General features: G+C 59.8%; 13 protein-coding genes. 3 read left to right on the plus strand and 10 right to left on the minus strand.

What is annotated here, in order from left to right:
- Positions 1–9: 9 nt before the first annotated feature.
- The 10 genes from BLS51_RS01010 to BLS51_RS01050 all read right to left on the minus strand — a co-directional run bounded on the left by BLS51_RS01010 (position 10) and on the right by BLS51_RS01050 (position 9,685).
- Positions 10–1,803 (minus strand): YbhB/YbcL family Raf kinase inhibitor-like protein, encoded by a 1,794-nt coding sequence (locus BLS51_RS01010; RefSeq protein ID WP_229207437.1) that lies wholly within the window; start codon positions 1,801–1,803, stop codon positions 10–12.
- Between the two features lie 105 nt (positions 1,804–1,908).
- The gene (locus BLS51_RS01015; RefSeq protein ID WP_229207436.1) at positions 1,909–3,882 is read right to left on the minus strand and encodes an LTA synthase family protein; all 1,974 of its coding nucleotides are present in this window, start codon (positions 3,880–3,882) and stop codon (positions 1,909–1,911) included.
- 23 nt (positions 3,883–3,905) lie between these two features.
- Positions 3,906–4,739: a hypothetical protein gene (locus BLS51_RS01020; protein ID WP_090179796.1), complete on the minus strand. Its 834-nt coding sequence runs from the start codon at positions 4,737–4,739 to the stop codon at positions 3,906–3,908.
- Positions 4,740–4,779: 40 nt separating this feature from the next.
- Positions 4,780–5,487: a hypothetical protein gene (locus BLS51_RS01025; protein ID WP_139168624.1), complete on the minus strand. Its 708-nt coding sequence runs from the start codon at positions 5,485–5,487 to the stop codon at positions 4,780–4,782.
- Positions 5,484–6,587, minus strand: a complete 1,104-nt coding sequence (locus BLS51_RS01030; RefSeq protein ID WP_229207435.1) for a sialidase family protein — start codon at positions 6,585–6,587, stop codon at positions 5,484–5,486. Before BLS51_RS01030 ends, BLS51_RS01025 begins: the two co-directional genes overlap by 4 nt.
- Positions 6,588–7,157: 570 nt before the next feature.
- Positions 7,158–7,619 (minus strand): hypothetical protein, encoded by a 462-nt coding sequence (locus tag BLS51_RS01035; RefSeq protein ID WP_139168625.1) that lies wholly within the window; start codon positions 7,617–7,619, stop codon positions 7,158–7,160.
- Between the two features lie 106 nt (positions 7,620–7,725).
- Complete coding sequence (locus tag BLS51_RS29145) at positions 7,726–8,298, minus strand: hypothetical protein (protein WP_139168626.1); 573 nt, start codon at positions 8,296–8,298, stop codon at positions 7,726–7,728.
- A 139-nt stretch (positions 8,299–8,437) separates the two neighbouring features.
- Positions 8,438–8,650 (minus strand): DUF6434 domain-containing protein, encoded by a 213-nt coding sequence (locus tag BLS51_RS01045; protein ID WP_090179777.1) that lies wholly within the window; start codon positions 8,648–8,650, stop codon positions 8,438–8,440.
- 58 nt (positions 8,651–8,708) lie between these two features.
- Positions 8,709–8,972, minus strand: coding sequence for a hypothetical protein (locus BLS51_RS29150; protein ID WP_175472483.1), 264 nt, complete (start codon positions 8,970–8,972; stop codon positions 8,709–8,711).
- Between the two features lie 413 nt (positions 8,973–9,385).
- Positions 9,386–9,685 carry a hypothetical protein gene (locus tag BLS51_RS01050; protein ID WP_090179769.1) on the minus strand — a complete coding sequence of 100 codons (300 nt, stop codon included), beginning with the start codon at positions 9,683–9,685 and terminating at the stop codon, positions 9,386–9,388.
- A gap of 154 nt (positions 9,686–9,839) precedes the next feature.
- On the opposite strand from BLS51_RS01050, the gene BLS51_RS01055 reads away from it, so the two are divergent.
- The 3 genes from BLS51_RS01055 (at position 9,840) to BLS51_RS01065 (ending at position 13,307) form a co-directional block, all read left to right on the plus strand.
- Positions 9,840–10,289: a DUF411 domain-containing protein gene (locus BLS51_RS01055; protein WP_090179766.1), complete on the plus strand. Its 450-nt coding sequence runs from the start codon at positions 9,840–9,842 to the stop codon at positions 10,287–10,289.
- Between the two features lie 130 nt (positions 10,290–10,419).
- A complete protein-coding gene (locus tag BLS51_RS01060; protein ID WP_090179763.1) occupies positions 10,420–12,630 on the plus strand; it encodes a putative bifunctional diguanylate cyclase/phosphodiesterase in 2,211 nt (736 codons plus the stop codon).
- Positions 12,627–13,307, plus strand: coding sequence for a Fe2+-dependent dioxygenase (locus BLS51_RS01065; RefSeq protein WP_090179760.1), 681 nt, complete (start codon positions 12,627–12,629; stop codon positions 13,305–13,307). The genes BLS51_RS01060 and BLS51_RS01065 overlap by 4 nt, the downstream gene beginning before the upstream one ends.
- Positions 13,308–13,367: the final 60 nt, after the last annotated feature.

Consider the following 13,367-nt stretch of genomic DNA (forward strand, 5'->3'; position numbering starts at 1 on the left):
ATTCTCCTGTTATTTCAACGGCGGCTGCTTCTGCGCATACCGCCCGACGATTTCACCTTTGGCCAGCACGTGACTCTGGATGGCTTTCAGCAGTTGGTCGCGGTCGGCGCCGAAGCCCAGTTGCAGCACGGTGTCCAACGCGAATACCTGGAAGTGATAGTGATGCGGCGCGTCGCCGACTGGTGGGCGTGGTCCGTAGTAGCCTATCGATCCACGCGTGGTACGGCCTTGCAGCACGCCATCCGGCTGCGTCAGGCGCGGCTGCTCCTGCAAGCCTTCCGGCAGGCTGGTGACAGAGGCAGGGATATTCCATGCCAGCCAATGCACGAACGGCTTTTGCGGCGCGTCCGGGTCTTCCATGATGATGGCGTAGGACTGCGCGCCCGGCACCGCCTGCCATGACAGCGGCGGCGACACGCCATCCGCATATTCGCTGTATTTCGGCGCCAGCAGTTCATCCGGACGGAAGCCAGCGCTTTGCACCGCCAGCTTGCCGCCGCCATTGGACTCCGGCCGCGTCAATGCCAGCGGCACGTTATTGCCGCGCTGCGCCTGCTGCTGCATCGGCCCGGCAGGTGCGGCCGGCAACGCAGCCTTGGCCTGGCCGGAGCCAGTGTAGGCGATACGATATAACACGCCGTTGGCGTCATCCGCCATCAGCAAGGAGCCATCCGCAGCCACCGCCAGCCCTACCGGGCGGGCGATATGTGTTTTGCCGCCATCGGTCAGGAAGCCCGTAACAAAGGGCTCGATGGATTTCGGCTGACCATCGGCAAAGCGGACGCGCACAATTTCATAACCCGACGGCGTGCTGCGGTTCCACGAGCCGCGCATGGTGACAAATGCATCGCCCTGATACTCGGCCGGAAAAGCGGTGGCGCGATAGAACAGCATCTGCATCGGCGCCGCGTGCGCGGTGTAGCCGAGCACCATCGGCTCGCTGTGTGCCTTCCATTCCTGCTTGCTGATGTCGCCCGGCGGCGTGCTTTGCGGGTAAATGGCGCCGTCGCCATACACATGCGGCCAGCCATATTGCTTGCCGCGTTCCAGCTTGTTCAGCTCTTCTTTCTGCTCATCGTCACCGAGGAAATCGATGCCGTGGTCCATGCCCCACAATTCGCCGGTGCGCGGATGCCAGTCGTAGCCGATGGTGTTGCGCAGTCCGGTGGCAAAGATGGTGCGCTGCTTGCCGTCCGGCGTGGCGCGCAGCATGGTGGCGTTTTCCGGATTGTTCTCATTGCAGACATTGCAGGTCGAGCCGGCGCTGATATACAGCATGCCGTCCGGGCCGAAGGCCAGCGTCCGGTTGGGATGCTGGCCGGCGTCCGGCAAGTCGCCAATGATGAGCTTCAGCGGCGACAGTCCGCCGTCGCGCTGGATGTCGGCCACAAAGACTTCCTTGACCGTCGCCAGGTACAGTTTGCCGTCGCGGATCGCCAGGCCGTGCGCACCGGGACGCGAGGCCACCGTCACGCCGGGGCCATCGGCAACGCCATCCTGGTTGGCGTCCTTGAACATCAGCACATCGCCCTGATCGCGGCGGCTGACATACATGGTGCCGTCGGCAGCGACAGCGATGATGCGGATATTTTTCAGCCCGGTGGCAAACGCGGTGACTGTAAAGCCAGGCGGCGCCTTGATGGCGGCGATGCGCTCGGCAGTGGCCTCGACCTTGGCCGGCTTGACGATCGCGGTAGCCACCGCGACACGTGTGCCGTCACCCTGCTGGGCGTGGACGGAATGACATAAGGAAAGTGCGGCGGCGGCCAGCATTGAGGCCGCGAAGGGCAATTGACATTGCATAATCCGGGCTTTCTTGAGTAGTCAAAAAAACCCAGTGTCAGCGCAGCCCCCTAGCCGCTCTGTACGCCGCCTCACCAAAGCGAGGCGGCGCCAGAATCTGTTGCGTCAGCGTGACGCCGGTGGCAGCTTGTAGCGTTGCTCTCGGTACAGGATCGACGGCAACACCACGTGCGACATGGCCTTGTCCACCAACGCGGCATCAGGCGTGCCACCCGTCGTCAGTTCGCCGGTGGCAGCCTCATAATGGCCGAGTAGCGGCGCCTGGTTTGGACGCAGAATGGTCGCCGACGAGCCTTCCAGCCAGGCAAAGTAGTTGTCGAACTGGATCAGCGCGCGGCCCGGCGTATCGCTGTCTTTCGCCAGGTCGCGACCGATCATCGGATGCTCGCTGGTGATGCCCATCAGCGACAGCAGCGTCGGGCCGAGGTCGACCTGGCTGGCGATGGTCTGGATGCGTTTCGGCTGGATATCCGCGCCCAGGATCAGGCCCGGGATATGGAATTTCTTGATCGGCACCAGGCTGTCGCCATAGACGCGGTTATCGTGGTCGGCCACGATCAGGAATACCGTATCTTTCCAGTAGTCCTGTTTCTTGGCTTCGGCGATGAAGCGGCCCAGCGCATAGTCAGCGTACTTGACGGCGTTGTTGACGGTCTGTTTCTCGGTATCATGCAACTCAATGCGGCCGTCCGGGAACTGGAACGGTTCATGGTTGGACGACGAGAAAATCAGGCTGAAGAACGGTTTTCCCGAGTCGTGCAGCGTTTTCAGGCGCTCCAGCGATTTATCGAACAAGTCCTCATCCGATGCCCCCCAGCTACCGACAAACTTCGGATTCTTCATGTCGCGGCGGTCCACCACTTTCTGGAAACCATTGCCGGTGAAGAAGCCGCGCATATTGTCGAAGTGCGCCTCGCCACCGTAGACAAACTCGGTGTGATAGCCTTGACGGCCAAGTCCCGCCGCCAGCGTATAGAAGTTCTGCTGCGACAGCGACAGCTTGACCACGCTGCGCGCCGGCGTTGGCGGATAACCAGCCACCACCGCCTCGATGCCGCGCACCGAACGCGTGCCGGTGGCGTACAGCTGATCGAACCACCAGCCTTCCGGCTTCAGCTTTTCCAGCTCCGGCGTCACCGGCAGGCCGCCGAGCGACTTGACGAACGTCGCGCCCAGACTTTCCTCCAGCACAATCACCAGGTTCAGCGGACGCTCACGCGGCATCACAGGCACCTGCTTGTGCAGCGTCGGCAAATCGGCTGACGTGAATTGCTGGTCGCGCAGCCATGGGGCGCTCTTCACCACCTTGAATACCTTGTCGCGCGGATATTCGCCATAGATTTCGGACGAATTCGCTTCATGGCTCATGGCCGCCCACGCTTCCAACACCGACCACGGAGAATTGATAATCAGCGAATTCACCATGGCGTCGCCGGTCAGCGCGAACAGCGCCGGATTGGCCGGGCGATGCGCCAATGTCGACCGGATCTGCAACACCACCAGCAACACCAGCAGCGGCCACAGCAACAGCAGCTTGACCGGGCCAATGCCACGCATCTCGGCCGTCGAAGCCTTGAGCAGCTTGTAAATGCCGGTGCCCAGCAGCACGGTGGCAACCACGCCCAGCACCAGCGCGATGCGGAAGCCGTTCCACAGCGTCGACATCACCTCTTCCGGATAGGACAGGTACTCAATGAACAGCCGATTCGGACGCACGTCATACTGCATGATGAACTGCGGCGTCGATACTTCCATAAAGACGATGAAGATCAGTGCAAACGTGCCCCAGACGACAATGAGGCCCTTCCACAAGCCCAGCGTTTTCCGATGCGCCAGGAACGGCGCCAACACCAGCGGCACGGCAATCATGTAGCCCAGCAGGATCAGGTCGGCGCGCACGCCCTGCACCATGATACGCAGCGGGATACCGGTTGCCGCTACGCGTTCCCACTGCCACAGCACCAGGCCGGCGCGCGACAATGAGAAAATGACCACCCCAAGCAACAGCAATTGCAGCAGGCCCGCAAACGGGCCCGCCCACAGGGTCAGGCCAGCCAGGCGGCCGGCGATTCTGTCCAACCAGCTTTCAGGGCGGCGGAACATCATTCAGCACCAAAGCCAGGGTGGCTGGCAATGTAGGCGCCGGCACCGGCGCCAGCGCTCAGCATCCAGCCGATCAGCAGCAGGAACACCAGCATCATGCAGAACAGCGTCGAAATGCGGCGGGCGTCGGCGTTATCCTCGAACACCGGCTTCTTGCCGTAACCAATGCCGAAGAAGTAGGCAGCCACCACCGTCACCAGATAGTGCACGGCGCCAAACGTCTCGCCCAGTTCACCCTTGCGCGGGTGGTCAACCAGCAGGTGCGACAGCGCCACCAGCACGATGTAAATCACCGATGCCGACAGCGGCGGCAGGTACAGGCCAAATTTCTCGACGAAGGTGCGGATCGCCGGACGCTTCTTCGCCAGCAGCGGCAGGATGATGTTGTGGGTGATGCCGACCACAGCGATCAGTTTCAGCAGCACCGCCTTGTGCAGGCTGCTCTTGCCCATGGCCAGGTTATGCAGATTGGTTTCGCCCTGACGGTTATTCTGCGCGAAGAATTCCGGCGGAATGATGTGCAGCACGCGCTGGAACCAGCTGATTTCTTCCAGCGCCGCCAAGCCCACCAGCGCGCTTAGACCGACGAAGGCCAGCAGTTGCAGATTGATCTTGGGCTCACGCTGCCACTGCTCCACCGCCAGGAAACCCAGCAAGGCGGACAGGAAGGTGAAGCAGAGGAACTGCATCCATTCGACGATGCCATCTTCCACCAGCAAACGCCACAGCGCCTGCTGATCATGCGAGAACGCAATCGCCAGACCAAGCACGAAGACGTTGATGGCGACGCCGACAGCAATCACCGGATGTATGTACCACTTCTTCGCTACCATGTATTACTCCCTTGTTTGTGTGCTATGTATTTAGTTGATGTTATTCCATGCCACCGGCACGCGTCTGCGCCAATTCCGGCTTGGCATCCGGCGCGACGGTGTGCTGGACCTGGCTACCGGCTTTAGAAGCGATATAGTAACGGCAGGCTGCGGCAATCAACGAAGCCAGCGCCCAGGCCCACAGCAGCGGGTCCAGCAAGGCATCCCACAGGTTGCCGGTCGGAAGACGCAGCAGCGAGAACAGCAGCACGCCGGTCAGCAGCGCCGCGCCGCCGGCGCCAAAGCGCAGCCAGATCGCGGCAACGCCCGCCAATGCCATCGTCACTGCCAGCACCGCAGAGGCGTCAGCATCAAAGCCGTGATAATACAGTCCCAACGCCAGCACGCCGAACGCATCCAGGTACAGCACCACGCCCAGCACGGTCAGCAGCAGCGCAAAGGCCGGATGCAGCAGGAAGTCGACCGGCTTTTCATTCCAGCGCGCGCACAGCGCCACCAGGCTATAGCCGGTCAACAAGCCGCTTGGATACTGGAACACCAGCGTCAGCCAATACGCCGGCGACGCCGCACCCGGCAGCACCATCACCAGCGCCACCGTGACGGCGACAATCAGTTTGGTGCGCTGGGCCAGCGCCGGGAACAGCTTGGGCAACAGCGCCGGCAGCACCGACAGCAGCATCGAAGCGGCCACCAGCCCCCAGGCCAGGCGCGCGTAAATGATTTGCAAAGAGAGTTCGGGCAAACTCATGGCAGGTCCTTCGCCAGGTGAATTTTCATGCGGTGGTGCGCGATCGCGCGCCGCTGATAGGTGTAAGTAATATGCAGCTCATCGCCCAACTGGTACATGGCCGGATACGAGAACTCATCACCGGGCTGGCCGCTGACGATATCCGTGACCTCCTGCCACGTCTGACCATCAGTCGACTGCGACAGCGTCAGCGTGCTGCGCGCGGTCTCGCGGTTGGTGCCGTCGTTGCGCAGCATCAGCAGATTGCCACTGTCCAGCCGCAGCACCGCCAGCGAAGTGCCGAGGTTACGGATGGCGGTCGGGCCCATGTCTTCCCATGTAAAGCCGCCGTCATGGCTGACCGCCTGCTGCACCACCGAATTGTCCTTGGTGGCGTCGCGCATCCAGGCGCGGACTTCAGTATTAGATACCGGCACCAGCGTCGGCTGTAGCGAGCGGGTGCGCGCGCCGATGCGCGTCAGGCGCTGCGGATCGCCATGGGCATCGAACGACACCAGCATCGGATATTTGTGGCCGATTTCAAAATACACCGGCAGCCACCAGCCGCCACCGGCCAGTTCAACCGGCGACGAGCGCACCAGCACGCTGGTATTAAAGACCGGCGACATCGGCAGCACACGGCGCACCTTGAAGGTCGCGCCTTCGTCGGTGGACTGCAACTGCACCACGCGCGAGGCAGCCCAGCCGCCCAGGCCGGTGGCCACCACATACAAGTGAACAGTGCCGTCGGCGCCGGTCCAGGCGACCGGATTGCCGATACGGCGCACGCCGTGGCCGAGCGCGGCGCCCAGCGAATCGCGGCTGGCGACTACCCAGTTATCGCTCCAGCGGCCCTTGCTCCAGCGCGAAGCATAGACCTGCACGTCCGGCCCGCTCTCACGGCTGCCGGCCCACCAGAAAGAAATCAGGTCACCATGCGGCAGCTGCGCCAGCGCACTGGCGTGCGCCGACGGCACACCCTTCGGCATTGGAATAATGGCGCGTGAAACTTCAGTCAGCGTGACTGGCGGCGGCGTGACCGTCTGAACAGCTTCGGGTTTGGCGTGATGTGGCGCCGAGCGTGACCAGCGCACGCCTTCGGCGAGCGCCACAGTTGCCACGACGGCAATGCATGCAAAAACGGCCAGCTTGCCTGGCCGTTGTATAAGTGGGCGTAAAACTCCCATTCCGTCTCCAGAAATCGGGACATGGAAGCATACACGGTGATTCCCTTGCCCAAGAATTAAGTCATTCCTTGTCAACCGCAGCTTGTGGCCACTGTTGAGCATGGACGAAGACGGTATCCTACAGTAAAAGCTGGCCAAAATGTAGGCAAGTTAGGGGGCAAAAGCTTGTGGCCAGCACGATGACATGCCAAGATGACATTGCACGTGTTTTGGCGATGGGAAGCAAAGAGTGCTATGTATGGGGAGCAACTACAAAATCGCGCACATCTCTGCTGGTAACACTCGAATTCTATTTACGTTTTGCCTACCGCAGCCTTTCACTCAATAGGCGTCCGGCTGCTTGCGCCCCGAAGCTGCCGGTCGCGCTATATTATCTTTGAGCGAACTCGTCGATAAAGCTCGGATTCATACCGTGAATTTATTCCTCGGCTTGACCGAAGGGAGTGCGGCTAGATATTATGAACTTTCGGTTCAAATCAATCCGCCTGCGACGTATTTGCAACATTAATCGATTACCGGCATCTCATCGCCACAGGAGCGCAATACCTGGGAATCCTCGTACACTTCCCAGCATACTTTGGTTTCACCGGGATACCACACCAAATACACTCTCAACCATTTTTTAGCTAACGTGCCACGTTTTCTGGCCAGGTTCGCCGCGACGACTTCATCAACTACATCCTGCGGAATCATTTGGCGGATATAAACACGGCGCCGATAAGCCGGCGCTGCCGCCAGCTCCTCACGGGTATGGGAGACGCCATACTTCCACTCTCGCCATGCAAATTCGACCCAATCGGGCAACGCACCATTATCCGACACGCCCGCCATGGTTTTCCCATTTCGCATAGGATCGCGGCTAGGCGTCAGCGAGCCCGGATCGGGAAACACCTTTCCTGACGAAGTTTTAGCTTCATCAAACGCAATCGTAATCCCGGGTGTAACATTCCTAAAGGTTAACGTCATCCCCGGACCAGCTGCTATAGCTGTTTGCGTGGAACATATACTCGCGAGCAAAGCACAAAGCAACGTACGTATAGCAGACAATCCCTCTCCTTTTTGTCATCAAATACTACCAAACTGTTACCGGCAACTGATCGCCGCCGGAGCGTAGTACTTCGGAGGCTTTGTTGTTTAACTCCCAGTAGACTCTGGTTTCACCGGGATACCATACCAGATACACCTGCAACCATTTTTCAGCCAACGTGCCAGGTTTTCTGACCCGGTTCGCCGCGATGACTTCATCAACTACGTCCTGCGGAATCCTTTGACGGATATACACGCGGCGCTGGTACATTGGCATTGCGGCCAACTCAGCTTTGGTGTTGTCGACGCCATACACCCACTCTCGCCAGGAAAATTCTACCCACTCGGGCAGGTCGCGGTTATCTGACCCTGACAGGGTTTTCCCGTGCCGCATAGGATCTGGGCTAGGCGCTAGCGCACCGGGACTGGTCAATCCTTCTCCTGAGGAGGTTTTCGCCTCTTTAATAGAAACTGTCACTCCGGGAATGACATTGCGATAGCTTAACGTCATTCCAGGACCTGCTGCCATTGCAGCTTGCGCGGTCAGCATCCCCGCAAAGGTCGTGAAAAACAGTTTCACCACAGAAGATATTTTATTTTTTCTCGCAGCTTGAAACATTGTCGCCTTTCTTCTTCTGGGAGACAGCCATTGTATTTTCATTATTGAAATATTATGCCTCTTAGCATTTCGTGATATTGCAGCTTAAACCGATATATCCATCAGTCCTTTTAGCTTGACTGTCTCCTTCTGGCCGTACTCAGCCGCGCTTTGTACGGCGTATCCATTCGTCGGCCACGTCGCCCATGTTCTTGGCCATGCTGTTGCGCAACCACGCCATGAACTCTCGGTCGAATTTGAAATCTGGCCCACACTGATGAGATAAAAAACGCCGAACGTTTTGCGTGTTCCTGTAATCAGAATCGATTTCCGTAGTACGTGAAATTTCTCCACCATGCCAATCGAACTTCATGCTCAATCTCTCCTGATATTGCAAACGTGTGCGGCGGCCTCTGGCCGATTACAAAAGTTTACCTTGCATAGCTGCGACAAACGCCATCCTCGATGCCGAAACTGAGCGCTACCACATAGCCATCGCTTGAATAGCGAGTGAGGAGAAGTCCATGAGTAGCATCGTAGGTGCCACCGTTTAAGGCGCGGTCAACGAAGCAAACTTTTAAATCCTCAATTCCATCACCATTGAAATCTCCTCGTGCGACTACTTGGAGTTCATACAGCCAATCTCCAGGACTCAAAAAGACGATAGCGTCGTCCGTCGACTGGGTTGGCTTCATTCCGAAGTCTGTAAAGGTTCGCTTGGCCGGCGTTCGGCGAGGACCCAATGAGCTGCGAATAGTGGCTAAGTCGAACTTGTCTGCCAATAAGCGGCCTAAGCCCATGTTCGGAAAGTAGCTGTCAGCAGTCGCCGCCTGCACGGGACAGGACATTAGGATGGAAACGACGCATCCAGCCACTATCTTGGTTAAATTCCGCAAAGATATCTCACTATTTTTACCAACGTCCGCACTTGAGCGCAAAGAGTATTAGACCAAGATACGTGCATTCGTGCACTGAATACACACCAAAACACTTGTACTTCGGCGATCGCGCGTCACGGCTCGACCACTCCTAGTTCGGGAACTGCCCAGCAGCGAGAGCCGTTACTTGGATCGGTGTTTGCAGGCATGGTGTTGTCCTTTTTAATTATTCAACGCAACCAGATATAGTCGTTCTTCCACAGAGAGATGTATAGCAGCGCCGTGAACGGAGACGCGTTCGGTCCGCATTCAAGTGTCAGTGGTTCTGCGGTGGGCACGTCAATCTCCAGCTTGCGCGAAGTGCACCAGTCGATTTTCATCTGTACTTCGTGTTGGCCTGTCTCGACGTCGAACGCCACCTCTGAGCCGTTCGAAACTGCTGCGACCTCTTTCCCGTCGAGAAGAATGCTGTATTTTCTTACCCTGTCTTGCCATAATGCATTTGCTCGTCGAACGATAATTTTTGTCATTTCAATTCATCAAAATTTCCGATACCGATTAGCATAGCATGTTGCCCATTTGAAAAAATGCACAAAATGTCACACTTGTTATCGCGAGAACTTGACTTGCATCAAGGATGCGCCTTCCTCGTTCGTCGTATCGTTCAGCATTAAAGGAAGCAATATGAAACGCAAAAACCTGGCCCGCCTGACCGCAGCGGCATGCTTGTTGATCCAAAGCGCAGCCTGGGCTGCCGCGCCGGTTATCGACGTGTACAAAACCGCCACCTGCGGCTGTTGCAAGGAGTGGGCGAAGCACCTGGAAAAGAACGGCTTTACCGTCCACACGCATGATGTGGCCAATCCTTCCGATTATCGTGAGAAATACGGCATTCCACAGCAGTTCGGCTCATGCCACACTGGCGTGGTGCAAGGCTATGCGCTCGAAGGCCATGTGCCGGCAGCCGAGGTCCGCCGCCTGCTGGCGCAAAAGCCCAAGGCCAGAGGGCTGGCGGTGCCGGCTATGCCGATGGGCTCGCCCGGCATGGAAGGCCCGCGCAGCGATCCCTACGATGTGTATCTGATCAAGCAGGACGGCAAAGCCTCGGTCTATCAGCACTATGGCCCCAAGTAATCCGCTAAATTTTCGATAACAAAACGCATTCTTACTTGATATAGAACATTTTTTTGCGACGCCGCGCGGGCTAGACTGATTGCCGCGCGCGGCGCGCCCTTGCGTGCCGGCCCCACATAGGAAGCCCCGCATGCTTGCAGACCCCACGGAGTTGGACCGTTTCGCCAGTACCATGATGCCGTCCGATGCCGACATCCAGCAGCGCCTGCTGTTTCTGGAGGTGACATCGGAAGACGTGAAACTGCTGCGCGACATCCATCCGCTGCTGCAACTACGCCTGCCGGAGGTCATCGCCGGCTTTTATCGCCATCTGCAAACCATGCCGATCCTGCGCACCATGCTGCGCGATCCGGTGGTACTGGACCGTCTCCATCATCTGCAAGGCAAATATTTTGAGACACTAACCGCCGGCGACTATGGCCGCGACTATGTGCGCCACCGCCTGCGCGTCGGCCTGGCGCACCAGCGCATCGGCCTGGCGCCGGAATGGTATATCGGCGCCTACCGCAAATACCTCGGTGACCTCGGTCCGGTGCTGCAAGACTTGCTCAGCGACCGCCCCGCCCTGCTGCTGCCCACCTACAACGCGCTGATGAAGGTGGCCAGCTTCGACATGGGCCTGGCGCTCGACACCTATATCCAGGCCAGTCGCCAGCAGTTGCGCGACAGCGAGGCGCGCTTCCGCGCAGCGTTTGGCCAGGCGGCGGTCGGCCTGGCGCAGTTGTCGGCCGAGGGCCGCTGGCTGCGCGTCAACCGCAAGCTGCAAGACATTGTCGGCTACACCGAGGAGGAATTACGCGGCATGCACTTGTCCGATCTGGTGTCACAGGATGACTGGCAGATGGACGCGCCGCTGCTACACGCGCTGGCGCACGGCGAACTGGAAACCTCGGCACGCGAGAAGCGCTATCTGTGCAAGGGCGGCCGGCAGGTGTGGGTCAAGGCCACCGTGACCGCCATGCAGCCCGACGGCAGCGCCGCCACGCTGGTCGCTGTGATCGAGGACATCTCCCAGCGCAAGCAGTTCGAGGAAGAACTGATGCACCTGGCTCGTCACGACGCCCTCACCGGCCTGGCTAACCGCACGTTGCTGCTGGACCGCGTGTCGCAAGCGATCGCCCAGGCGCGCCGCAGCGGCAACCAGGTGGCCATGCTGTTCCTCGACCTGGACCGCTTCAAGACCATCAACGATAGCCTCGGTCATGATGCCGGCGACCGTGTGGTGGTGGAGGTCGGCCGCCGCCTCAAGCACGCGGTGCGCGACGCCGACACCGTGGCCCGCTTCGGCGGCGACGAATTCGTCGTGCTGCTGCCGGAACTGCCGAACGAGAACATCGCCGCCGCCCTGGCGCAGAAAATCCTCAACGCCCTGTTCGAGCCGATGCTGATCCAGGGCCACGAGCTGGCGCCGGCCTGCAGTGTCGGCATCAGCCTGTATCCGCGCGACGGCGCCGATGGCAAGACGCTGCTGAAAAACGCTGACGCCGCCCTCTACCAGGCCAAGGCCATGGGGCGCGGCAACTACCAGTTCTATTCCGAGGAAATGAACGCCCGCACGCTGGACCGCCTGACGCTGGAAAGCGGCTTGCGCCATGCCGTCGAGCGCGGCGAGCTGCAACTCAAATACCAGCCACAGATCGATCTGGCCAGCGGCGCCATCGTCGGCGCCGAGGCGCTGCTGCGCTGGCATCCGGCCGGGCAAAACCTGGTGATGCCGGACGCCTTCATCACCATCGCCGAGGAAACCGGGCTGATTGTCCCGATCGGCGAATGGGTGCTGCGCACCGCCTGCGCGCAGCAGGTGGCGTGGCGCCGCGCCGGCCTGCCTGCCTTGCGCATGGCGGTCAACCTGTCGGCACGCCAGTTCCGCCAGGCCGGGCTGGATGCGATGGTAGCGCGCGTGCTGGAGGAAACCGGCTGCCGCGCCGATGGTCTGGAACTGGAGATCACCGAATCGGTGCTGATGGACCGCGCCGACAGCGCCGCCATCACCCTACAGCGCCTTAGCGACATGGGCGTGCAGCTGGCGATCGACGACTTCGGCACCGGCTATTCCAGCCTGTCCTACCTGAAGCGCTTCCCGATCAACGCGCTGAAGATCGACCGTTCCTTCGTCAGCGATATTTCATCCGACGCCGACGATGGAGCGATTGCCGGCGCCGTCATCGCGCTGGCGCACAGCATGGGCCTGACCGTGGTGGCGGAAGGCGTGGAAACGCCGCAGCAGCGTGACTTCCTGCGCCAGCTGAAATGCGACCAGGCACAGGGCTTTTACTTCAGCGAGCCGATGCCTGCGGCGGCGCTGGAACAGATTCTTATTGACGGAGAAGCAAACAAATGATGCTGCACATTCCCGGCGTGCTGACGCCAGAACAAGTCACCTTTATGCGCCAGCGCCTCGACAATGCTGACTGGATCGACGGTCGCGCCACAGTCGGCAACCAGGGCGTCAAGGTCAAGAACAACCGCCAGTTGGCCGAAAACACGCCGCTCGCCATGGAACTGGGCCAGATCGTGCTGGAAGCGCTGGCGCGCAATCCGCTGTTCTTCTCTGCGGCGCTACCTCTTCGGACCTGCCCGCCGATGTTCAACAGCTACTCCGGCGGTGGCACCTACGGCAATCACGTCGACGGTTCGATGCGCCGCATGTCGCCCAATGGCCAATGGTTGCGCACCGATGTCTCTTCAACGCTGTTCCTGACCGATCCCGACGAATACGAAGGCGGTGAACTGGTGGTGGAGGACACCTACGGCACGCACGAAGTCAAGCTGCCGGCCGGTGACCTGATCGTCTATCCGTCAACCAGCATCCACCGGGTGGAACCGGTCACACGCGGCGCCCGCGTCTGCTCCTTCTTCTGGACCCAGAGCATGATCCGCGACGACATGAAGCGCTGCATGCTGCTTGACCTGGACCGCAACATCCAGTCGCTGCGCGCCCGCCTCGGTGATTGCGAGGAACTGGTCAACCTCACCGGCCACTATCACAACCTGCTGCGCCAGTGGAGTGAGGCGTAAGCCGCTTACCAGCGATACTTCGCCGTCAGGATGACATTGCGCTCCGCGCCCCGGAAGTAG

This window comes from Duganella sp. OV510 (assembly GCF_900100205.1).
Lineage (GTDB): Bacteria > Pseudomonadota > Gammaproteobacteria > Burkholderiales > Burkholderiaceae_D > Rugamonas.

Excerpts from the sequence above, each read along its gene's own strand:
- BLS51_RS01010 (WP_229207437.1), bottom strand. The coding sequence starts at position 1,803 with ATGCAATGTCAATTGCCCTTCGCGGCCTCAATGCTGGCCGCCGCCGCA.
- BLS51_RS01020 (WP_090179796.1), bottom strand. The coding sequence starts at position 4,739 with ATGGTAGCGAAGAAGTGGTACATACATCCGGTGATTGCTGTCGGCGTC.
- BLS51_RS01025 (WP_139168624.1), bottom strand. The coding sequence starts at position 5,487 with ATGAGTTTGCCCGAACTCTCTTTGCAAATCATTTACGCGCGCCTGGCC.
- BLS51_RS01035 (WP_139168625.1), bottom strand. The coding sequence starts at position 7,619 with ATGACGTTAACCTTTAGGAATGTTACACCCGGGATTACGATTGCGTTT.
- BLS51_RS29145 (WP_139168626.1), bottom strand. The coding sequence starts at position 8,298 with ATGTTTCAAGCTGCGAGAAAAAATAAAATATCTTCTGTGGTGAAACTG.
- BLS51_RS01045 (WP_090179777.1), bottom strand. The coding sequence starts at position 8,650 with ATGAAGTTCGATTGGCATGGTGGAGAAATTTCACGTACTACGGAAATC.
- BLS51_RS29150 (WP_175472483.1), bottom strand. The coding sequence starts at position 8,972 with ATGAAGCCAACCCAGTCGACGGACGACGCTATCGTCTTTTTGAGTCCT.
- BLS51_RS01050 (WP_090179769.1), bottom strand. The coding sequence starts at position 9,685 with ATGACAAAAATTATCGTTCGACGAGCAAATGCATTATGGCAAGACAGG.
- BLS51_RS01055 (WP_090179766.1), top strand. The coding sequence starts at position 9,840 with ATGAAACGCAAAAACCTGGCCCGCCTGACCGCAGCGGCATGCTTGTTG.
- BLS51_RS01060 (WP_090179763.1), top strand. The coding sequence starts at position 10,420 with ATGCTTGCAGACCCCACGGAGTTGGACCGTTTCGCCAGTACCATGATG.
- BLS51_RS01065 (WP_090179760.1), top strand. The coding sequence starts at position 12,627 with ATGATGCTGCACATTCCCGGCGTGCTGACGCCAGAACAAGTCACCTTT.